Source organism: Streptomyces monashensis, assembly GCF_001866665.1.
Taxonomy (GTDB): domain Bacteria; phylum Actinomycetota; class Actinomycetes; order Streptomycetales; family Streptomycetaceae; genus Streptomyces; species Streptomyces monashensis.
On record NZ_MLYO01000020.1, the window covers coordinates 12,560 to 34,002 of the forward strand.

Annotated in this window: 18 protein-coding genes; 13 read left to right on the forward strand and 5 right to left on the reverse strand. The window is 69.8% G+C overall.

All coding sequences use genetic code 11. The features are described 5' to 3' along the window. Nucleotides 1-9: 9 nt before the first annotated feature. On the reverse strand, nucleotides 10-1,419 hold the full coding sequence (locus tag BIV23_RS12215; protein WP_071380880.1) for a cation:dicarboxylate symporter family transporter: 1,410 nt from the start codon (nucleotides 1,417-1,419) through the stop codon (nucleotides 10-12). A gap of 123 nt (nucleotides 1,420-1,542) precedes the next feature. Between BIV23_RS12215 and BIV23_RS12220 the strand changes: the two genes are divergently transcribed. Further along, on the forward strand, nucleotides 1,543-3,192 hold the full coding sequence (locus BIV23_RS12220; RefSeq protein WP_071380830.1) for a sensor histidine kinase: 1,650 nt from the start codon (nucleotides 1,543-1,545) through the stop codon (nucleotides 3,190-3,192). Further along, entirely contained in the window at nucleotides 3,189-3,878 is a 690-nt protein-coding gene (locus BIV23_RS12225; protein WP_071380831.1) for a response regulator, read from the forward strand. Before BIV23_RS12220 ends, BIV23_RS12225 begins: the two co-directional genes overlap by 4 nt. A 13-nt stretch (nucleotides 3,879-3,891) precedes the next feature. On the opposite strand, the gene BIV23_RS12230 is transcribed toward BIV23_RS12225, so the two are convergent. Both BIV23_RS12230 and BIV23_RS12235 read right to left on the reverse strand, forming a co-directional pair. Beyond that, nucleotides 3,892-6,048, reverse strand: a complete 2,157-nt coding sequence (locus BIV23_RS12230) for a tetratricopeptide repeat protein (RefSeq protein WP_071380881.1) — start codon at nucleotides 6,046-6,048, stop codon at nucleotides 3,892-3,894. Nucleotides 6,049-6,095: 47 nt separating this feature from the next. Continuing rightward, nucleotides 6,096-6,644 (reverse strand): hypothetical protein, encoded by a 549-nt coding sequence (locus BIV23_RS12235; RefSeq protein WP_071380832.1) that lies wholly within the window; start codon nucleotides 6,642-6,644, stop codon nucleotides 6,096-6,098. Between the two features lie 33 nt (nucleotides 6,645-6,677). Here BIV23_RS12235 and BIV23_RS12240 point away from each other — a divergent pair, with 33 nt between their 5' ends. After that, the gene (locus BIV23_RS12240) at nucleotides 6,678-7,520 is read left to right on the forward strand and encodes a 5'-methylthioadenosine/S-adenosylhomocysteine nucleosidase family protein (RefSeq protein WP_079173107.1); all 843 of its coding nucleotides are present in this window, start codon (nucleotides 6,678-6,680) and stop codon (nucleotides 7,518-7,520) included. Nucleotides 7,521-7,683: 163 nt separating this feature from the next. Then, nucleotides 7,684-9,486, forward strand: coding sequence for a tetratricopeptide repeat protein (locus BIV23_RS12245; RefSeq protein ID WP_071380883.1), 1,803 nt, complete (start codon nucleotides 7,684-7,686; stop codon nucleotides 9,484-9,486). On the opposite strand, the gene BIV23_RS12250 is transcribed toward BIV23_RS12245, so the two are convergent. After that, nucleotides 9,483-9,968: a sensor histidine kinase gene (locus BIV23_RS12250; RefSeq protein ID WP_079173108.1), complete on the reverse strand. Its 486-nt coding sequence runs from the start codon at nucleotides 9,966-9,968 to the stop codon at nucleotides 9,483-9,485. The genes BIV23_RS12245 and BIV23_RS12250 overlap by 4 nt on opposite strands. Before the next feature lie 358 nt (nucleotides 9,969-10,326). On the opposite strand from BIV23_RS12250, the gene BIV23_RS12255 reads away from it, so the two are divergent. The 6 genes from BIV23_RS12255 (at nucleotide 10,327) to BIV23_RS12280 (ending at nucleotide 15,311) form a co-directional block, all read left to right on the forward strand. After that, nucleotides 10,327-11,100, forward strand: coding sequence for a helix-turn-helix domain-containing protein (locus BIV23_RS12255; protein ID WP_342746362.1), 774 nt, complete (start codon nucleotides 10,327-10,329; stop codon nucleotides 11,098-11,100). A gap of 10 nt (nucleotides 11,101-11,110) precedes the next feature. Beyond that, nucleotides 11,111-11,302 carry a hypothetical protein gene (locus BIV23_RS12260; protein WP_071380834.1) on the forward strand — a complete coding sequence of 64 codons (192 nt, stop codon included), beginning with the start codon at nucleotides 11,111-11,113 and terminating at the stop codon, nucleotides 11,300-11,302. Nucleotides 11,303-11,397: 95 nt separating this feature from the next. Next, nucleotides 11,398-12,771: an extracellular solute-binding protein gene (locus tag BIV23_RS12265; RefSeq protein WP_107471143.1), complete on the forward strand. Its 1,374-nt coding sequence runs from the start codon at nucleotides 11,398-11,400 to the stop codon at nucleotides 12,769-12,771. Continuing rightward, the gene (locus tag BIV23_RS12270) at nucleotides 12,768-13,661 is read left to right on the forward strand and encodes a carbohydrate ABC transporter permease (RefSeq protein WP_071380835.1); all 894 of its coding nucleotides are present in this window, start codon (nucleotides 12,768-12,770) and stop codon (nucleotides 13,659-13,661) included. The genes BIV23_RS12265 and BIV23_RS12270 overlap by 4 nt, the downstream gene beginning before the upstream one ends. A 6-nt stretch (nucleotides 13,662-13,667) precedes the next feature. Then, nucleotides 13,668-14,495: a carbohydrate ABC transporter permease gene (locus BIV23_RS12275; RefSeq protein ID WP_071380836.1), complete on the forward strand. Its 828-nt coding sequence runs from the start codon at nucleotides 13,668-13,670 to the stop codon at nucleotides 14,493-14,495. A 129-nt stretch (nucleotides 14,496-14,624) separates the two neighbouring features. After that, nucleotides 14,625-15,311, forward strand: coding sequence for a helix-turn-helix domain-containing protein (locus BIV23_RS12280; protein ID WP_071380837.1), 687 nt, complete (start codon nucleotides 14,625-14,627; stop codon nucleotides 15,309-15,311). A gap of 47 nt (nucleotides 15,312-15,358) precedes the next feature. On the opposite strand, the gene BIV23_RS12285 is transcribed toward BIV23_RS12280, so the two are convergent. Continuing rightward, nucleotides 15,359-16,384: an ATP-dependent 6-phosphofructokinase gene (locus tag BIV23_RS12285; protein ID WP_071380838.1), complete on the reverse strand. Its 1,026-nt coding sequence runs from the start codon at nucleotides 16,382-16,384 to the stop codon at nucleotides 15,359-15,361. A 209-nt stretch (nucleotides 16,385-16,593) separates the two neighbouring features. On the opposite strand from BIV23_RS12285, the gene pta reads away from it, so the two are divergent. The 3 genes from pta (at nucleotide 16,594) to pyk (ending at nucleotide 21,419) form a co-directional block, all read left to right on the forward strand. Continuing rightward, nucleotides 16,594-18,669: a phosphate acetyltransferase gene (gene pta / locus BIV23_RS12290; RefSeq protein ID WP_071380839.1), complete on the forward strand. Its 2,076-nt coding sequence runs from the start codon at nucleotides 16,594-16,596 to the stop codon at nucleotides 18,667-18,669. Between the two features lie 29 nt (nucleotides 18,670-18,698). Then, a complete protein-coding gene (locus BIV23_RS12295; RefSeq protein ID WP_071380840.1) occupies nucleotides 18,699-19,907 on the forward strand; it encodes an acetate kinase in 1,209 nt (402 codons plus the stop codon). A gap of 84 nt (nucleotides 19,908-19,991) precedes the next feature. Then, complete coding sequence (pyk, locus tag BIV23_RS12300; protein ID WP_071380841.1) at nucleotides 19,992-21,419, forward strand: pyruvate kinase; 1,428 nt, start codon at nucleotides 19,992-19,994, stop codon at nucleotides 21,417-21,419. Nucleotides 21,420-21,443 lie beyond the last annotated feature (24 nt).

Below are 21,443 nucleotides of genomic sequence, written 5' to 3' on the forward strand. Positions count from 1 at the left end.
CTTTCGCGGTCAGGCCTTGGCCAGCTCCTCCTCGCGCCGCTCGGGCACCTCGGCCGCCGTCCCGTGGCCCTCGTCCATGAGTGTCGTCTCGTCGAAGGGCAGCTCACCGGCGAGCACCCGCCGCACCCGCTCCTTGTCGATCTCCTTGGTCCAGGTGCCGACGAGCACCGTCGCCACGGCGTTGCCCGCGAAGTTGGTCAGCGCGCGGGCCTCGCTCATGAAGCGGTCGATGCCGACGATCAGACCGACGCCGTCGACCAGCGCGGGCTTGTGCGACTGGAGGCCGCCGGCCAGGGTCGCGAGACCGGCGCCGCTGACGCCCGCCGCGCCCTTGGACGCCAGCAGCAGGAAGAGCAGCAGCGGGATCTGCTCGCCGATCGACATCGGTGTGCCGAGGGCGTCCGCGATGTAGAGCGACGCCATGGTCATGTAGATCATCGTGCCGTCGAGGTTGAACGAGTACCCGGTCGGCACGGTGATGCCGACGACCGGCTTGCTGACGCCCAGGTGCTCCATCTTCGCGATGAGCCGCGGCAGCGCGGACTCGGAGGAGGAGGTGGACAGGATCAGCAGGAACTCACGGGCGAGGTACTTGCACAGCGAGAAGACGTTCAGCCCCGCGACGATCCGCAGGACCGCGCCGAGCACCACGAAGACGAACAGGACACAGGTGATGTAGAAGCCGAGCATCAGCACGGCGAGGCTCTTGAGCGCGTCGACGCCGGCCGAGCCGGTCACGGCCGCGATGGCGCCGAAGGCACCGACGGGCGCCAGCCACATGATCATCGCCAGGATGCGGAAGACGAGCCGCTGGATGTGCTCGACGCCGCGCAGCACCGGCTGTCCGGCCGAGCCCATGGCCTGGAGCGCGAACCCGGCGAGCAGGGCGATCAGCAGCGTCTGGAGCACCTCGCCCTGGGTGAAGGCGGAGACGAACGTGGTCGGGATGATCGACAGCACGAAGTCGACGGGCCCCAGCGCCTTGCTGTCCACCTGGGCGTGCCCGGTGTGCTTGAGCGCCTCGGTCAGGTGCAGCCCGTCACCCGGGTGGAGCACGTTGCCGACGACGAGACCGATGGCGAGCGCGACCAGCGACATCACCAGGAAGTAGCCGAGGGCGATACCGCCGACGGCGCCGACCTTGGCGGCCTTGCGGACGGACCCGATGCCGAGCACGATCGTGCAGAAGATGATCGGCGAGATCATCATCTTGATCAGGTTGACGAAACCGGTTCCGAGCGGCTTCAGCTGGACGGCCGCATCGGGCCAGATGAGCCCCACGGCGATGCCGAGCACGACCGCCGCGATCACGGCGATGTACAGGTAATGAGTCCGGTCCCGCTTCACGCGGGGTACGGCTGGTGCCGTATCGGGGGTGCTGGCGGCCACGGCTGCCCTCCTTGACGTCTTCGTCGGCATCACCGGCGTGCGGCTCACGTCCGGGGGTGTTGTGGGGGATGCCGTGACTATCTCCCGGCCTGTGAGGGCGGTCACCCTTCCGTTCATTTAGTTCACACTTAACCGAGGGGGCACACTGCTGACATGCGCGTTCCCTCCCTCCCCCGACCTCGCAGCCTGGCGGGCCAGCTGTTCGCCGTGCAGGCCGTGCTGATCGCGCTGGTCGTGGCCGGGTACGCGCTGTTCACCTACGTCAGCGACCGGCAGCAGGCCCAGGACGCGGCGCAGCGCCAGGTCGTCGCGGTGGCCCGGTCCATCGCGGACGCCCCCTCGGTCCGCTCGGCCGTCCGCACCGCGAACCCCTCGGCCGTGCTCCAGCCCTACGCCCTCCAGGTCACCCGGGACGCGGACGTCGACTTCGTGACGATCATGAACACGGACGGCATCCGCTGGACGCACCCCGACCCGTCGCAGATCGGCAAGCGGTTCCTCGGCCGTATCGACCCCGCCCTGCACGGCCACACCTTCACCGAGACCTACACCGGCACCCTCGGCCCGTCCGTCCGCGCGGTGACCCCGGTCGAGGACGGCGGCCGCGTCATCGGCCTGGTCAGCGCCGGCATCAAGGTCGAGGCGATCAGCGAACGGGTCCAGGGCCAGGTCACGGCCCTGCTCGGGGTGGCCGGCGGCACCCTGCTGCTGGGCGCGGTCGGCACGTACGTCGTCAACGCGCGCCTGCGCCGCCACACCCACGGCATGAACGCCACCGAGCTGAGCCGGATGCACGACTACCACCAGGCGGCGCTGCACGCGGTCCGCGAGGGGCTGCTGATGCTGGACGGGCAGTACAGGGTGGCGTTGATCAACGACGGCGGGCGGGAGCTGCTGGGGGTGGGGCGCGAGGAGGAGGTGATCGGGCACTCGGTGGCGGACCTCGGCCTGCCGGGCCCGCTGACGGGTGCACTGCTGTCGTCGGAGCCGAGGGTGGACGAGGTGTACCTGACGGCGTCCCGGGTCCTGGTGGTGAACACCTCCCCGGTGTCGGGAGGCGAGCGGCGCGGCACGGTCGTCACCTTGCGCGACGTGACCGAACTCCAGGCGCTGACGGGCGAGTTGGACTCGGAACGCGGCTTCACCCAGGCCCTGCGTTCCCAGGCGCACGAAGCCGCCAACCGCCTCCACACGGTCGTCTCGCTGATCGAGCTGGGCCGGGCCGAGGAGGCGGTGGCGTTCGCCACGGCGGAGCTGGAGCTGGCGCAGGCCCTGACCGACCAGGTGGTGGCGGCGGTGCGCGAGCCGGTGCTGGCCGCGCTGCTGCTCGGCAAGACGGCCCAGGCCAACGAGCGGGGCGTGGAGCTGGTCGTCTCCCCCGACAGCCGCCTGGACGACGGCCTGCTGCCGGCGGAGCTGTCCTCCCGCGACCTGGTCACGATCCTCGGCAACCTGATCGACAACGCGGTGGACGCGGCGCAGGGCAGCGCCGGGGCGCGGGTGACGGTCACGGCGTACGCCTCGGACAGCGACGTGGTCCTGCGGGTGACCGACACCGGCCCCGGTGTCGACCCGGCCCATGCCGACCTGGTATTCCAGCGGGGGTTCTCCACCAAGCCGGCCGGGCCCGGCGGGCGGGGGCTCGGGCTGGCCCTGGTCCGGCAGGCGGTGGCCCGCCACGAGGGCACGCTGACGGTGGCGGAGTCCGACGACGACGGCGCGGACGGCGAGGGCGGAGCGGTGTTCGAGGTGCGGTTGCCGACGCGTACGGCTTCCCCGCTGCCGGGAGGCGACACGACATGACGGATGAACCGGCGATCAGGGTGCTGGTGGTCGAGGACGACCCGGTGGCCGCGGACGCGCACGTGCTGTACGTCGGCCGGGTGCCGGGGTTCGTCGCGGTCGGCAAGGCCCACACGGGCGCGGAGGCACGCCGCGTCCTGGACCGCACGCCCGTGGACCTCCTCCTGCTGGACCTCCACCTCCCCGACGTGCACGGCCTCCAGTTCGCCCGCTCCCTGCGCGCGGCCGGCCATCACGCGGACGTCATAGCGGTGACCTCGGCCCGCGACCTCACGGTGGTCCGCGAGGGCGTCTCCCTGGGCGTCGTCCAGTACGTCCTGAAGCCCTTCACCTTCGCGACCCTCCGCGACCGCCTGGTCCGCTACGCCGAGTTCCACGCCGCGGCCGGCGAGGCGAGCGGCCAGGACGAGGTCGACCGCGCCCTGGCCACCCTCCGGGCACCGTCGCCCGCGGCCCTGCCCAAGGGGCTGAGCGCCCCGACGCTGGAACGCGTGACGGCGGCACTGCGGGAGGCCTCGGAGGGCCTCACGGCAGCGGGCCTGGCGGAGTCGGTGGGCATCTCCCGCATCACCGCCCGACGCTACCTGGAGCATCTGGTGGACTCAGGCCGAGCCGGACGCAGCCCGCTGTACGGGCAGGTGGGAAGGCCGGAGCTGGTGTACCGGTGGGTGGCACAGGGGCGGTGAGGGCCGGAAAGTCTCAGCATCGTGGCGCCATGCCGTCCGCAATACGGACCGCACGGCGGGCATGATCTGCGTTCCGGGCGTCGCCCGCACGGTCGTAGGCCTCGGCGGCCCGCAGCCAGTACGAGCGTGCCCGCTCCGATTCACCGGCGCCGTCATGGATCAGGCCAAGAGCGTAGAGGGTTTTTGCGGCACCGTGCCGGTCTCCGAACTCCTCTGCCACAACCAGGGCTTCACGACAGGCAGCCATCGCCTCGTCCGATTTCCCGCACGCGTCGAGCGCGAGTCCGTAGCCGTGCCGGGCGCGGCTCTCGCGGAGCCGGTCACCGGTCTCGCGGTAGAGGTCGATGGCCCGCCTCACGGTCTCGGCCGCCTCCCTCGCCCTGCCGGACTTGCGGAGTACCACAGCCAGGTTGGTGCGCACGGCGGCCTCGTGGTGCCGGTCCCCGGCGCTCCGGAAGCAGCCGAGAGCGTGGTCGAAGGCACTGATCGCGTCATCGAAACGCCCAATATCCACGAACGAGATACCCAGGTTGCACGCCGCCTGAGCCGCGTGGCTCTCCTGCCCGCTGGCCTGGTAGAGGTCGAAGGCCTGCCGAAATGCCTCGATCGCCTGTCCTACCCGCCCTGTGTCCCGCAGCGAGATTCCCGTCCTGTTGCAGGCCTCGGCCTCGCAGTCCGTGTCACCAGTTCGCCGAGCGGCAACCTGGGCAGCACGGCCGACGGCGACTCCGTCGTCGAAGTACCGGCGGAACTGCAGATATTCGTGCACATGATGGGCCAGCAGGAAGACACCCCCTGAGAGCTGTGAATCGGCCGCCCACTGAGTGGCCGCCACGAGGTTTTGACGCTCCTTGTCGAACCAGGCAAAGGCTTCCCCGCGGTCGCGGAACGGCTGGAATCGGATGCTCCGGGGTGAGGGGGCATCAGGGCCTGTACGCACATGTGTGTCCGCCGCACTGGCCCGTTCCAGATAGAAGCAGATCGCCAGTCCCCGGACTGCAGTGCGCTCTTTCGTCGTCGCCTTGCCCACGGCGTACTCCCGGACGAGATCGTGCAACCTCCACCGCTCCCGATGGCTCCCCCTCGCCACCAGATGCGCCCGTTCGAGGGCGGCCAGCAGGCCACGCGCCGCACGATCCCGCTTCCCTTGGAGTGACTCGACCACGGCCAACCCTGACTCCGTACCGGGCAGCAGTGCGAAGAGACGCAGTAGACGGGCCTCCGCAGCGGGCAGCCTTCGGTAGGAGAGATCAAAAGTGGCACGCACGCTGCGCTCACCGTCGTTCAGGCAGTCGATACGGCTCTGCGCCTCCGTCAGTTCGGTGACGAGTTCGTACACGGGAGCGCCCGGGTCGGTGGACAGCAACGCGGCAGCGATGTGCAGCGCCAGCGGTAGCCGACCGCACAGTTCCGCCAACAGGCCGGCCGACTGGGGGTCGTCCGTGATCCGCGTGTCGGCGGGGTCCGCTGCCCGCAGCGCACGCTCGAGGAGACCGACAGCGGCGTCCACCGGCAGTTCACCGAGAGGCAGCCGACGCGCGCCCAGCGCGGCGAGTCGGTGCCGTGAGGTGGCCAGGACCCGGTGTTCGGAGCGCCCCGGCAGCAGGGGCCAGACCTGCCCCGCGGAGGAGGCATTGTCGGTGAGTAGGAGAAGCGGACCTCGGTCCCGGGCAATGCCCGCGAGCTTCATGCGGTACAGGGCGCCGCGTTCCTCGGCGCCCCTGGGAAGGTCATCGGGCGCTACGCCCAGCGCCCGGAGCAGCGCCTGAAGGGCGAGGTCCGCCGTGACGGGAGTTTCCTCATAGCCGTGCAGGTCGACGAAGAGGGAACCGCCGGGGAACCATCCCCTGCCGCAAGCCTCGTGCGCTGCCGCCAACGCGAGCGCGGTCTTGCCGACACCGCCGAGGCCCGAGACAGCCGTGACGAGAACGGCAGCTGACGCATCCGATGCATGGGGATCCAGGGCGTCGAGGAGCGCGCGCAGTTCCAGCTCGCGCCCCGTGAAACCGGACGGCATGGCGGGGAGGGATTCGAGGGCGGTAGGGGCGGCACCGTAGTGATGATGGCTGTGGTGGTGCTCGGCCTTTCCGGTCACGGGACCGATGAACACGCCGTCCCGGAAATCGACGTGATCGTGGCCGGAGTTGCGGTCATTGGATTCGCCTTGCATTGCGTCGCCCACCCGAGATCGTCAACACTCGCACGGTACGCCGCATTTCACTCCGACGCGGCGAATCCCGCATACGACACGACCTGTACCCCCAGGCCGCCCACCGCCAGCGCCTCCAGCACGGAGACCGCGACGAGCAGCCCACCGCCGTCCCCCGCCGCCCAGAACAGCACGAGGGCCGCCAACGGCACGACGCAGAAGGCCGTCAGGTCCACCATGCACTGAATGGCCTTGCGCGACCTGCGGCGTGCGTCAGTGCGGTGATCCGTTTCCCAGCGAAAGGCACAAGGGGCGTCGGGGGTGCCCGCGAGTCGGGTCAGTCGCGGCCCCAGGTCCTCACGTACGTACGCCCCGATCGCCGAGATCTTCTGATCGTTCACGAGATACGTCCACCCGAGTACGACGCACACCGGCGGCAACGCCAGCAGCATCGACGACTGCTTGGCCTGAGCGGCGGCGGCGATGACGGCGGCCACCACGGTGAGGGTGACGTACAGCAGATTGTCCCGGAACCCGATCCGTGCCTTCTGTTCGTCCTTGAGCGTCTGGTACTCGGTGAGCAGCAACTGCCCCACGGTGACATCGCGTTCCGGCACTCCAGCCCCTTCCCCCGGCAGTACTTTGAGAGTGTGCCGAAGACTCGACCCACCATTCTGATCCTCACCGCACTCGCCTTGGAATACGCGGCCATACGCCCATACATCGAGGATCGCGAGGAACGTGTCCATCACAACGGGACCCGTGTCGAGATCGGCAGGCTGCCCGACAGCCCCTGGCAGGTCGCGATCAGCGAGTTGGGCGTGGGCGCCGAACGGACCGCGACGCTCGCCGCGCAGCTGATCGAGTGGCTGAGGCCGCAGGCCGTGTTCTTCGTGGGGGTCGCCGGCAGCCTGAAGAACGACATCGGCATCGGTGACGTCGTGGTCGGCACCCAGGTGTACGAGATCCACGGCGGCAAGCAGACGAGCGAGGGCTTCAAGGTACGGCCCAAAGCCCTGCCCGGCTCACACGCACTGGAACAGGCGGCTCGGTCAGCGGCACGGGACCTGGACGACGTGGAGGTGCACTTCGCACCGATCGCCACCGGTGACGTGGTGCTGGCCGACTCCGAGTCCGAGATCGCGCGCTTCATCGAGTCGAACTACAACGACGCCGGGGCGATCGAGATGGAGGGGTCTGGGGCGGCCAACGCGGCGCATTTCAGTGGCCAGTTGGACGCACTCGTCATCCGGGGCGTCAGCGACCACGCGAACGCCGCGAAGGATGGGGCCGACGCCGGCGGCTCGCAGAAGCTGGCGGCGGCGCAGGCGGCCTCGGTGACGGTGGCGGTGCTGCGGAAGCACTTGCCTCGCGGCAGGGGTTCCGCCGACTCCGAGGAGGGTCCTCAAGAACGCCACACGGATGACCACATCGACTTCCGAGGCGCGACCTTCTACGGCCCCGTCACGGGAAAGCAGGGCTGTGGCCGGTAGAGGCACCGTCCACGACCCTGTCCCGCGCGCGAGTGCCACCCTGCCGCCCCGCCCGCCTGGTTTCACCGGCCGCTCGGCAGAGCTGGACCGCCTGCTCCCGCACCTCGGCCCCGCCGGGGACGCTACGACCGATCTCCCGCTCCTCATTTTCGCCGTCACCGGCATGGGAGGCATCGGAAAGACCGCGCTGGCGGTGGAGGCGGCACATCGGGCGCGGACGGAGGGCTGGTTCCCGGGCGGGACGCTGTTCGTGGATCTGCGGGGGTACGACGATGATCCGGTCACGGCTGACCAGGCGGTGCTGGCGCTGCTCGACGCGCTCGGGGTGCGGGACCGGGATCTGCCCCCGACGGCGGGGAGGCAGTACGACACGTACCGGGCGCTTCTCGCCGAGCGCCGGGACCGGATGCTGCTGATCCTGGACAACGCGTCGGATCCGTCGCAGTACCTGCCGCTGCTGCCCGGGACGGATCGTCACCGGGTCCTCATCACCTCGCGGGACCGGCCTGATTCCCTCCCGGTACGGCTCATCGACCTGGAGACGCTTGCTCCGGACGACTCGGTCGCTCTGTTGACACACGCGTTGCTGGACACCGACGAGCGTGACGAACGCGCGCGGTGCGAGCCGGACGCGCTCCACAAACTGGCGGACTTGTGCGGCCACTTGCCGTTGGCGCTGCAGATCGCTGCGGGAATGCTGCGGAGGCGCCGGCATCGGGACATCGCCTCGTTGGTGGCCAAGATCCGCGACACCGGGGACGCGATCGCTGTGCTGGACCAGGGCAGTCCGGGCACGGATCTGTACGGGCGGTCGCTGGTCCTGCGTCCTGTGCTGGAGACGTCGTATGGCCGACTGCCCTCGGGCCAGGCCCGGTTGCTGAGGCTGATGTGTCTGGCTCCGGACGCGGAGACGGGTACGGAGACGATCGCCGCCTTGGCCGGCCTCGGTCCAGGAACCGCGCTGTCACTGCTGGAGGACCTGGCTGCCGCGTACCTCGTGACGCCGGTGCGCCCCGTCGGCGGAGCGGCTTCAGCCGTGCGATGGCGAGTGCATGACTTGGTACGGGGGTTCGGGGCGGGTGTGGTGGCGGCAGATGCCGCGTTGCGGGAGGAAGCGGACGCGGCGCGGGAGCGTGTTCTGGAGTTCTACGTCCGGTGGGCGGAGGCGGCCGACAGCAGGTTGCGGTGGCTGCCGGGGCAGGAGGAGCCGGAGAGGTTCGGGGACCGGAGGCAGGCACTGGCGTGGCTGGACGGGGAGCGGGCGGGACTGGCGGCTGCGGCGGCATGGGCGCAGGAGGGGCGGTTCACGGACGCGGCGGTGCGGCTGGCATGGTCCCTGTCCGAGTACCTGTCTTGGCGTCGGTATTTCGACGACTGGATCGCCGTCATGGAAACCCCGCACGACGATGCCCGCCGTACCGGAAACCGCCTGGACGTGGCGATGGATTTGAACAACCTCGGCTTCGCCCTGCAGGAGGCGGGGCGGGCGCAGGAGGCCATCGACGCCCACACCCGCGCCCGCGACCTGTCTCAGGCCGTCGGAGACCGCCACGGCGAGGCCATCGCGTGGAACTACCTTGGACTCGCCCTGCGAGAGGCGGGCCGCGCGGAGGAAGCAATCGACGCCCACACCCGCGCCCGCGACCTGCACCAGACGGTCGGAGACCGCCACCGCGAGGCCAGCGCATGGAACAACCTCGGCCTCGCCCTGCAACGAGCGGGCCGACCGGAGGAAGCGATCGGGGCGTACCGCACGTCACTTGAGATGCGTCGGAAGTTCGAGGACCGGTACGGAGAGGGGCAGACCCTCTACAACCTGGCCATCGCCCACGAAGCCGCCCAACGCCCCGCCGAGGCCCGCACCTTCTACTTCCAGTCCGCCGACGCCTACACCCGCGCCGACGCCCCCGCAAAAGCCGCCCAGGCCCGCGCCCGCGCCGCCAAGCTGCCCGAGGAACCGGACTAACTCCCGGCCCTCATACATGGCAGCACCGCCCACATCCGTGTCCCACCCCCCGGCTCCCGCGCCTCCCCGAACCCCCACTCCCCCGCACACGCCCGCACGACGCACCCGAGCACCCGCAGCGCCGCCCGCCGCCGCGCGTCGCAGGCCGCCGCCAGCCTCGGATGGCAGTGCCGGGCGTGTCCGTCGTAGACGATCACGCGTACGTCCCCGTCCCGGTACCGGAGGGACACGTACAGCTCGCTGCCGGGAGTGAACTGGCAGGCAGACCCGACCAGTTCGGACACGACCTGCACCACCACGTCGGTCATGTCGGCCAGCCCATGCGTCTGGAGGACAACCCTGGTGGCCGCGCGGGCGATGCGCGGACTGGTCGGTCCGGCGGGCAGCGTGAAGCTGTAGGCGAGCGTGTCGGGGGACGGCGGTGGCGTCAGCGGTGCATCGGTGGAGAGAGGGCAGGCCGAGACGGCGAGCAGTGCGGACACGGAAGACTCCTTCGCATGCTGATGGTGCGCGTGAATCCGAATGAGCCGACGGCTCGGCCGGTGGCCTGTCTCCCTGGCACGGGCCCACCCCTCCCAGGGCGGGAGAGTGCGGGCAGGCTCGCGCGATGCGCTTCCGGCGGCGTCGTTCCGTAAGCGGCTCAGCACTGACTGTAGAGGATGAGCGGAGTACACGTACTACTCTTCGCTCAAGTCCCAGGTGGACCGATCAGTCGCACCGGCGGCAGACTGTCCCTCGTCACACGGCCGAACGGGAGGGCGAATGCCGCCGAGGAGCGCTCCGACGGAGCGTCAGCGACGACTCGGTGCCGAGTTGCGCAGGTTGCGCGTCGCGGCCGGAATGACCACGGAGCGCGCAGCCGAGCTGCTGGGCGTGCCGCGTACGAACGTGCCCAACATGGAGTCAGGGCGCTCCGGCATCAGCGCGGAACGGGTGCGCACCCTCGCGAGCAACTACGACTGCACGGACCAGGCTCTGGTAGAGGCGCTGGCCGCCATGGCCGCCGGCCGGGACAAGGGCTGGTGGGAGGGATACCGGGGCCAACTCCGGGACGGCTTCAACGACATCGCCGAGATGGAGTGGCACGCCACCCGCCTGCGCATCGCCCTCACCGTGCACCTGCCGGGGTTGCTGCAGACCGAGGACCACGCCCGTGCCGTCTTCGAAGCGGTGATCCCGCGTCTGTCTCCGGATGATGTGGGCATCCGCGTCGCCCACCGGCTCGAGCGACAACAGGTGCTCGACCGCCCAAACCCTCCGGAACTCGACGTCATCCTCCACGAGGCGGCGCTCCGCATGGAGTTCGGCGGACCCGCGGTCGCGCGTCGTCAACTGGAGCACCTGGTACGTGTGTCCGAGCGTGACACCGTGGCCCTGCGGGTCATCCCGTTCAAGGCGGGCGGCTTCCCGGGTGCCGGCCAGTCCGTGGTCTACGCCGAGGCAGCCGTCCCCCGCCTCGACACAGTGGAACTGGACAGCACACACGGCCCTGAGTTCATCGACTCTGAAGCCCAACTCGAAAAGTACCGAGCCCAACTGGATGCCGCGCGCGCCGTCGCGCTCCCGCCCGACGCCTCGCGCACCTTCGTCCAGGCCCTGGCCGACGACCTCTAGGAGCGCTGCCATGACCGGCATCAACTGGGAAGAACCCTTCTGCGGAGAGGGTGCCAACTGCTTCCGCATAGGCACCGACCCAACAGGCAACGCCTACATCGCCGTAGCCGGACAAGAGGACCGCCCCCTCACCGACTCCCGCGAAGCGCTCCGCGCCCTCATCCGCGCCATCAAAGCCGGCGAGGCAGACCATCTCCTGTAGTCATCCCGCGCACATCCATTGACCTGACTAGACCACTCCTCTTACCTTCGCACGGCAGTCATCTCCGCGCCATCCCCACGTGCGCTCAGGAGGTCATGCCCGTGCGCCCCACCGCCGCCCTCTCCGCCCTCCTCACCGCCGCTCTCGCCGCCACCGCGCTCACCGCGTGCGGCAGCGGTTCCGGGAGCGGTCCGAACACGCTGAAGGTGTCGTACAAGCAGTCGACCGACAACTCCATCAAGGTGATGGACACCTATCTCGCCGGGATCAAGAAGGAGTTCGAGAAGAAGTACCCGGGGAAGAAGGTCGAGTTCGTTCCCGTGAAGGCTCCGGACTCGGAGTACTACACCAAGGTCCAGCAGATGATGCGTTCGCCGAGGACCGCGCCGGACCTGGTCTACGAGGACACCTTCCTCATCAACTCCGACATCACGAGCGGGTATTTGAAGCCTCTCGACCCTTATCTCGCCGGCTGGCCGGACTGGAAGCAGTTCCTCGACAACGCCAAGGCGTCGGCGCGGGGTGAGGACGGGAAGACGTACGGCGTGCCGGACGGGACCGACACCCGGGGGCTGTGGTTCGACAAGCGGGTGTTCCGGAAGGCCGGGCTGCCGCTGAACTGGCAGCCGAAGACCTGGGACGACGTCCTCGCCGCCGCCCGCACCATCAGGCAGAAGGTCCCCGGCGTCGTCCCCCTCAACGTCTACACCGGCAAGCCGGCCGGTGAGCGGGCCACCATGCAGGGCATGGAGATGCTGCTGTACGGCACGGGGAACGGGACGTCCGATCCGCTGTACGACAGCGCCGGCAAGAAGTGGATCGCGGGCAGCCGGGGGTTCACGGACTCGCTGAAGTTCATCGAGAGCGTCTACAAGGAGAAGCTCGGGCCCGACGTCTCCGACGCCCTCGACCCGAACTACGCCACCACCGTCGCGGGCGAACTGCTCCCCCAGGGCAAGCTGGGCATCGACCTCGACGGCTCCTGGCTGCCGCAGAACTGGCTGCCGGGCAGCGGCCGTGACTGGCCGGACTGGTCCAGGCAGCTCGGTCTCGCGTACATGCCGACGCAAGCCGGGCAGGCGCCCGGGAAGGTGAGCATGTCGGGCGGGTGGACGTGGGCGATTCCGGCCAAGGCGGCCCACCCGGACCTGGCCTTCGACTTCATCAGGACGATGCAGACGGAGGCCAACGCCAGGAAGTGGTACATCGCCAACTCCGGTATCGCGCTGCGCAAGGACGTCGCCGCCGACCCGGCGTACGCCACCGCCCAGCCCGGCATCAGGTTCTTCACCGACCTCGTGTCCAGCACGCACTACCGGCCCGCGTATCCGGCGTATCCGAAGGTGTCCACGGCGATCCAGGAGGCGATGGAGAGCGTGACCACCGGTGACGCGTCGGCCGAGAAGGCGGCGAGCACGTACGACTCGACACTGAAGGACGTCACCGGCGGCCAAGTGGTCCACAAGTGAGGCGCCGTCCCGGCCGGGCCCGTCCCGGCCAGGCCCGCCGCCGGCTCGTGCGGGTGCTCCCGCTCACCCCCGCCGTCGTCCTCATCCTGCTCTTCCTCGCCGGCCCGATCGCCTACTGCGTCTACATCGCCTTCACCGACCTGCAGTTGACCGGGCAGGCGCACGCGTCGTTCGTCGGGTTCGACAACTTCCGCAGGGCCTTTCGGGACAGCGAGTTCCTGAACGCCGTATGGCTGACGCTGGTGTTCACCGTGCTGTCCTCGCTCGTCGGGCAGAACACCCTGGGGCTCGCGCTGGCCGCGCTGATGAAGCGGGCGAGCAAGCCGGTGCGGACCCTCACCGGCGGGGTGGTGGTCACGGCCTGGGTGCTGCCGGAGGTCGTCGCCGGGTTCCTGCTGTACGCCTTCTTCCGGCGGGAGGGGACGCTCAACGCCATCCTGGAGTGGCTTCATCTGCCGCGTCAGAACTGGCTGTTCACTTTGCCCGTCCTCGCGGTGTCCTTCGCCAACGTCTGGCGCGGGACGGCGTTCTCGATGCTCGTCTACTCGGCCGCGCTGGACGAGATCCCCGCCGAGATCACGGAGGCCGCGGAGGTCGACGGGGCCGGCGGCTGGCGGCGGACGTGGCACATCACGCTGCCGATGATCCGCCGGTCCATCGCCACCAACCTCATGCTCAACACTCTCCAGACGCTGTCCGTCTTCGGGCTGATCTGGGTGATGACCCGGGGCGGCCCCGGCAACAAGAGCCAGACCCTGCCGCTGTTCATGTACGAACAGGCCTTCCAGAACAGCATGATCGGCTACGGCACCGCGGTCGCCCTGCTCCTGCTGCTCGTCGGCTCCCTGTTCTCCGTCGTGTACCTGCGCCTGCTGCGAACGGAGGTGTGACCGGCCGTGCCCCGCAAGCGCACCTCCCGCCGGCTCACGGCGGACGCCGCCCTGCTGCTGGTGGCCGCCGCCTTCGCCCTGCCCCTCGCCTGGGTGGTGCTGTCCGCCGTGGACCCGCACGCCGACCTCAGGGTCCGCGTCCCGGACGGCTTCACACTCGCCAACTTCCGGGCCGTCCTCACCCCCGACATCACCTACACCCCGCTGCTCAACAGCCTGGTCCTGTGCGGCTGCGCGACCGCGCTGACGGTCGTCTGCGCCGCCCTCGCCGCGTACCCGCTCTCCCGCTTCCGCTCCCGACTGAACCGGCCGTTCCTGCTGACGATCCTGTTCGCGACGAGCCTGCCGATCACCGCGATCATGGTGCCGGTGTACGCGCTGTTCGTCCGCGTGAACCTGATCGACACCATGCAGGGCACGATCCTGTTCTTCGCCGCCTCCCAACTCCCCTTCGCCATCTGGCTGATGAAGAACTTCATGGACGGGGTGCCGAGGGAGCTGGAGGAGGCGGCCTGGACGGACGGCGCCTCCGCGCTCCAGTCGCTGCTGCGCATCGTGCTGCCGCTGATGGGCCCGGGTGTCGCCGTCGTCACGGTGTTCTCGTTCGTGACGATGTGGGGCAACTTCTTCGTCCCGTTCATGCTGCTGCTCACCCCGGACCGGATGCCGGCCTCGGTCAGCATCAACGACTTCTTCGGCAACCGCGGCATGGTGGCGTACGGCCAGCTCGCCGCGTTCTCCGTGCTCTACTCGACGCCGGTGATCCTGCTGTACGTCCTGGTGGCGCGCAGACTGGGCGGCGGGTTCGCGCTGGGCGGGGCGGTCAAGGGGTAGCCGGCAGAGGTGTTCCGTCCGTTACATTCCTTGCATACCGAACAGTCGGAACTGTACGTTCCCACAATCCGTGGTCCTGGCCGAACAGACCGTAGCCATCCCCGCACCGACACCCTTAGGTTGTGCGAGGTGCGCCAACCGTCAGCTCCACCGTTCAACGCCCAGGCCGCCCGCAGACTGCGCGCGGCGCTCGGCATGGGCCCCGAGCATGTCGCCTACGGCATGCGGGTCTCGTACGGCATGCCCTACGTCACACCCGATCTCGTCATCGCCTGGGAGCGGGGTACGGCGGTGCCGTCGGGCCCCGAAGTCACCGCTCTCGCCGGGGTGTTGTGGTGCTCCGCCGGCGAGCTGATCGGACGGCCCCGCACCCTGCGGGAGCACCGCGTCGCGCGCGGCCTCGCCGGTGAGGACGTCGCCCGTGCGACCGGCCTGGAGCACCGCGCCTATCTGCGCATGGAGGAGAGCGACGACTGGCGCGGCAACGAACGCCAGTCCGCCGCGCTCGCCGAGGCCCTCCAGCTGTCCCTGCCGGACTTCGTCGCCGTGACGAAGCGGGAGGGGAAGCTCACCGAACTGCTGCGCAGCGCGGTCACCACACGCTGGCAGGCCTACGTACGGCCGGTCGCGAAGCTGGTGCCCCTGGACCGGAAACTGCTGGAGAGCGCTCTCCAGCAGCTGCACACGGACTACCAGGGGCAGATGGTGGCCAGCCTGAGCTGGGGCGGGAACAGCGCGGCCGACGCCGCAGGTGACGCGGGCCGCGAGTTCCTCGACGGGATCGTCGAGCGCTTCTGGGCGCTCGCCGTTCCCTAGGTCCCGGCGGTCCAGAAGGCCTGGAAGACCTGGAAGATCCGGAACGCCTAGAAGACCGACTCCGCCTCGTCCATCCGGTCCTTCGGGACGGTCTTCAGTTCGGTGACCGCCTCGGCGAGCGGCACCATCTGGATGTCGGTGCCGCGCAGCGCGGTCATCCGGCCGAACTCGCCGCGGTGGGCGGCCTCGACGGCGTGCCAGCCGAAGCGGGTGGCGAGGACACGGTCGTAGGCGGTGGGGACGCCGCCGCGCTGGACGTGGCCGAGGATGACCGGCTTGGCCTCCTTGCCCAGGCGCCGCTCCAGCTCGTAGGCGAGCGCGGTGCCGATGCCCTGGAAGCGCTCGTGGCCGTACTGGTCGATCTCGCCCTTGCCGTAGTCCATGCTGCCCTCGGCGGGATGGGCGCCCTCGGCGACGCAGATGACGGCGAACTTCTTGCCGCGGGCGAAGCGCTCCTCGACCATCTTGACCAGGTCGGCCGGGTCGAAGGGCCGCTCGGGCAGGCAGATGCCGTGGGCGCCGGCGGCCATGCCGGACTCCAGGGCGATCCAGCCGGCGTGCCGGCCCATGACCTCGACGACCATCACGCGCTGGTGGGACTCGGCGGTGGTCTTGAGCCGGTCCATCGCCTCGGTCGCGACACCCACGGCCGTGTCGAAGCCGAAGGTGCGGTCGGTGGAGGAGATGTCGTTGTCGATGGTCTTCGGGACGCCCACGACGGGCAGTCCGGCGTCGGAGAGCATGCGGGCCGCGGTCAGCGTGCCCTCGCCGCCGATCGGGATCAGCGCGTCGATGCCGAACTCCTCGACCATGTCGGTCGCCTTGTCGCAGGCCTCGCGCAGCCGGTCGCGCTCCAGCCGGGAGGAGCCGAGGATCGTGCCGCCGCGGGCCAGGATGCCGCTGACGGCGTCCAGGTCGAGGGTGCGGTAGTGGCGGTCGAGCAGACCCCGGTAGCCGTCCTCGAAGCCGATGACCTCGTCGCCGTACTGCGTCACCGCCCGGTGCACGACCGACCGGATCACGGCGTTCAGGCCGGGGCAGTCGCCGCCTGCGGTGAGAACTCCGATGCGCATCGTGCTGTGTCTCCTGCTCGCTGTCGGTGCGGGTGAGCCAGTGCCGATTGTTCCACGTCCGCCGGAGCACCGACCTACTTGACGGGCGCCCTATCCGGAGACGGAGGTATTGTCAAGAGGGTTCCGCTCACCTTGGTGGGCGATTTTTATGCCAGTGATGCGACATACGAGACATTGCGATATACGAGACTGAGGAACGGAGTGGACGCGTGACGCGCAGCGTGTACGTGACCGGGATCGACCGCGGTGACGGCCGCCAGGTCGTGGAGCTGGGAGTCATGGAGCTCCTGACCCGCCAGGTCGACCGGGTGGGGGTCTTCCGTCCGCTCGTCCACGACCGGCCCGACCGGATGTTCGAGCTGCTGCGCTCGCGCTACCGGCTCTCCCAGGACCCGGCGACCGTCTACGGCATGGACTACCACGAGGCGTCCGCGCTCCAGGCCGAGCAGGGCACCGACGAACTGGTCTCCACGCTGGTCGACCGCTTCCACCTGGTGGCCCGCGACTACGACGTCGTCCTCGTCCTCGGCACCGACTTCGCCGACACCCAGCTGCCCGACGAGCTGTCCCTGAACGCCCGCCTGGCCAACGAGTTCGGCGCCTCCGTGATCCCGGTGGTCGGCGGCCGCAGGCAGTCGGCCGAGTCCGTGCTCGCCGAGACCCGCAACGCCTACCGCGCCTACGACGGCCTCGGCTGCGACGTGCTCGCGATGGTCACCAACCGGGTGGCCCGCGAGGACCGCGACGAGATCGCCGAGCGGCTGCGCGACCGGCTGCCCGTGCCCTGCTACGTCGTCCCCGACGAGCCCGCGCTGGCCGCGCCGACCGTCTCCCAGATCGTCCACGCCCTCGACGCGAGGGTCCTGCTCGGCGACGACTCGGGGCTCGCCCGGGACGCGCTGGACTTCGTCTTCGGCGGCGCGATGCTGCCGAACCTGCTCGGCGCCCTGACCCCGGGCTGCCTGGTCGTCACCCCGGGCGACCGCGCCGACCTGGTCATCGGCTCGCTGGCCGCGCACAGCGCCGGCACCCCGCCGATAGCCGGTGTGCTGCTGACCCTGAACGAGGTGCCGCGCGAGGAGATCCTCACCCTCGCCGCCCGCCTCGCCCCCGGCACCCCGGTGCTGTCCGTGACCGGCAACAGCTTCCCCACCGCCGAGCAGCTGTTCTCGCTGGAGGGCAAGCTGAACGCGGCCACCCCGCGCAAGGCGGAGACCGCGCTCGGCCTGTTCGAGCGCCACGCCGACACCGCCGAGCTGGCCGCGCGGGTGAGCGCACCCAGCACCGACCGGGTCACCCCCATGATGTTCGAGCACAAGCTGCTGGAGCAGGCCCGCTCCGACAAGCGCCGGGTCGTGCTCCCCGAGGGCACCGAGACGCGCGTGCTGCACGCGGCCGAGGTGCTGCTGCGCCGGGGCGTGTGCGACCTGACCCTGCTCGGCCCCGAGGACCAGATCCGCAAGAAGGCCGCCGACCTCGGCATCGACCTCGGCGACAGCCAGCTGATCGACCCGGCCACCAGCGAGCTGCGCGACGCCTTCGCCGAGCAGTACGCCCTGCTCCGGGCCCACAAGGGCGTCACCGTCGAGCTGGCCTACGACGTCGTGACGGACGTCAACTACTTCGGCACCCTGATGGTCCAGGAGGGCCTGGCCGACGGCATGGTCTCGGGCTCCGTGCACTCCACGGCCGCCACCATCCGGCCCGCCTTCGAGATCATCAAGACCACGCCCGAGTCGTCGATCGTCTCGTCCGTCTTCTTCATGTGCCTGGCCGACAAGGTGCTGGTCTACGGCGACTGCGCGGTCAACCCGGACCCGGACGCGCAGGCGCTCGCGGACATCGCCGTCCAGTCGGCGACGACGGCCGCGCGGTTCGGCGTGGAGCCGAGGATCGCGATGCTGTCGTACTCCACCGGCACGTCCGGCTCGGGCGCCGACGTCGACAAGGTGCGCGAGGCGACCGAACTGGCGCGCTCGCGCCGGCCCGACCTGAAGATCGAGGGGCCGATCCAGTACGACGCGGCCGTCGAGCCCACGGTCGCCGCGACCAAGCTGCCGGACTCCGATGTCGCCGGGCAGGCGACGGTCCTGATCTTCCCGGACCTCAACACCGGCAACAACACCTACAAGGCCGTGCAGCGCTCGGCCGGCGCGATCGCCGTCGGCCCGGTCCTGCAGGGGCTCCGCAAGCCGGTCAACGACCTGTCCCGGGGCGCACTCGTCCAGGACATCGTCAACACCGTGGCCATCACCGCCATCCAGGCCCAGACGCCCGCCAACTGACCTTCCCGTACAGAGAGTTCTCGAAAACCGTGGCTGCAACCCGCGTCCTCGTCCTCAACTCCGGCTCCTCGTCGCTGAAGTACCAGCTGCTCGACATGCGCGACGCCGCCCGCCTGGCCGCCGGCCTGGTGGAACGCATCGGCGAGCAGACGTCCCGGCTCAGGCACACCCGCCTCACCACCGGCGAGACCCGCGAGCACACCGGGCCCATCGCCGACCACGACGCGGCGCTCAAGGCCGTCGCCGCCGAGCTCGGCCGGGACGGCCTCGGCCTGGACTCGCCCGAACTGGCCGCGATCGGGCACCGGGTGGTGCACGGCGGGATGTTCTTCACCGAGCCGACCGTCATCGACGACGAGGTGATCGCCGAGATCGAGCGGCTGATCCCGGTCGCCCCGCTGCACAACCCGGCCAACCTCACCGGCATCCGCACCGCTCGGGCGCTGCGCCCGGACCTGCCCCAGGTCGCCGTCTTCGACACCGCGTTCCACACGACGATGCCGGAGTCCGCGGCGCGCTACGCGATCGACCCGAAGATCGCCGACCGCCACCGCATCCGCCGCTACGGCTTCCACGGCACCTCGCACGCGTACGTCTCCCGCGAGACCGCGCGGCTGCTGGGCAAGGACCCGTCCGAGGTCAACGTGATCGTGCTGCACCTGGGCAACGGCGCCTCGGCCTCGGCGGTCGAGAGGGGCCGGTGCGTGGACACCTCGATGGGGATGACGCCGCTGGAGGGGCTCGTGATGGGCACGCGCTCCGGTGATCTGGATCCGGCCGTCATCTTCCATTTGGCCCGGGTTGGGGATATGTCCATGGACGAGATCGACACTCTTCTCAACAAGAGGAGCGGTCTGTTCGGCCTGTGCGGGGACAACGACATGCGGGAGATCCGCCGCCGGATCGACGAGGGCGACGAAGAAGCCGCACTCGCCTTCGACATTTACATTCACCGGCTCAAGAAGTACATCGGCGCGTATTTCGCCGTACTGGGCACGGTGGACGCGGTCGCGTTCACGGCCGGGGTCGGCGAGAACGCCGCGCCGGTGCGCGAGGCCGCCATCGCGGGCCTTGCCGGGCTGGGCCTCGCCCTCTCCCCGGAACTGAACGCGGTGCGAGCGGACGAGGCCAGGCTGATCTCTCCGAAGGATGCGCGTGTCGCGGTCGCCGTGGTGCCGACGGATGAGGAACTGGAGATCGCGACCCAGACCTACGCACTGGTCGGAAAGCACAACTGAATAGCACCTGAGCGGTGCACCACTCATTTGTATCTTCCGCCAGACGGAATATTCCGTAGCGAAACAAACCGATAGGATCGCCCCATGCGCCGTTCCAAAATCGTCTGTACGCTCGGCCCCGCGGTCGACTCCCACGAGATGCTCGTCGCCATGATCGAGGCGGGCATGAATGTGGCCCGGTTCAACTTCAGCCACGGCACCCACGCAGAACACCAGGCGCGGTACGACCGCGTCCGTGCCGCGGCCAAGGAGACCGGCCGGGCCATCGGTGTCCTCGCCGACCTCCAGGGGCCGAAGATCCGTCTGGAGACCTTCGCCGAGGGTCCGGTCGAGCTCGAGCGCGGTGACGAGTTCGTCATCACGACCGAGGACGTCCCGGGCGACAAGCACGTCTGCGGTACGACGTACAAGGGGCTGCCGGGCGACGTCTCGCGCGGCGACCAGGTCCTGATCAACGACGGCAACGTCGAGCTGAAGGTCCTGGACGTCGAGGGCCCGCGGGTGAAGACGATCGTCATCGAGGGCGGTGTCGTCTCCGACCACAAGGGCATCAACCTGCCCGGCGCGGCCGTCAACGTGCCCGCGCTGAGCGGGAAGGACGTCGAGGACCTGCGCTTCGCCCTCCGCATGGGCTGCGACATGGTCGCGCTGTCCTTCGTCCGGGACGCCAAGGACGTCCAGGACGTGCACCGCGTCATGGACGAGGAGGGCCGCCGGGTCCCGGTCATCGCCAAGGTGGAGAAGCCGCAGGCGGTGCAGAACATGGCGGACGTCGTCGCGGCGTTCGACGCCGTGATGGTCGCCCGCGGTGACCTCGCCGTCGAGTACCCGCTCGAAAAGGTCCCCATGGTGCAGAAGCGCCTGATCGAGCTGTGCCGGCGCAACGCCAAGCCGGTGATCGTGGCGACCCAGATGATGGAGTCGATGATCACCAACTCCCGCCCGACCCGCGCCGAGGCCTCCGACGTGGCCAACGCGATCCTGGACGGCGCGGACGCGGTCATGCTGTCCGCCGAGTCCAGTGTGGGCGCCTACCCGGTCGAGACGGTCAGGACGATGTCGAAGATCGTCCAGGCGGCCGAGGAGGAGCTGCTGAGCAAGGGCCTGCAGCCGCTCGTGCCGGGCAAGAAGCCGCGTACGCAGGGCGGTTCGGTCGCGCGTGCCGCGTGCGAGATCGCGGACTTCCTCGGCGGCAAGGGCCTGATCGCCTTCACCCAGTCCGGTGACACCGCGCGCCGGCTGTCCCGCTACCGCGCGGTCCAGCCGATCGTCGCCTTCACCACGGACGAGGGCACCCGCAACCAGCTCACCCTCAGCTGGGGCGTGGAGTCGCACATCGTGCCGTTCGTCAACACCACCGACGAGATGGTCGACCTGGTGGACCAGGAGGTCGCCAAGCTGGGCCGCTTCGACGCGGGCGACATCGTGATCATCACGGCCGGCTCGCCCCCCGGCGTCCCCGGCACCACCAACATGCTCCGCGTCCACCACCTGGGCACGCAGGGCAACTGAGCACCGGCCGTACGGGGCCCGCGC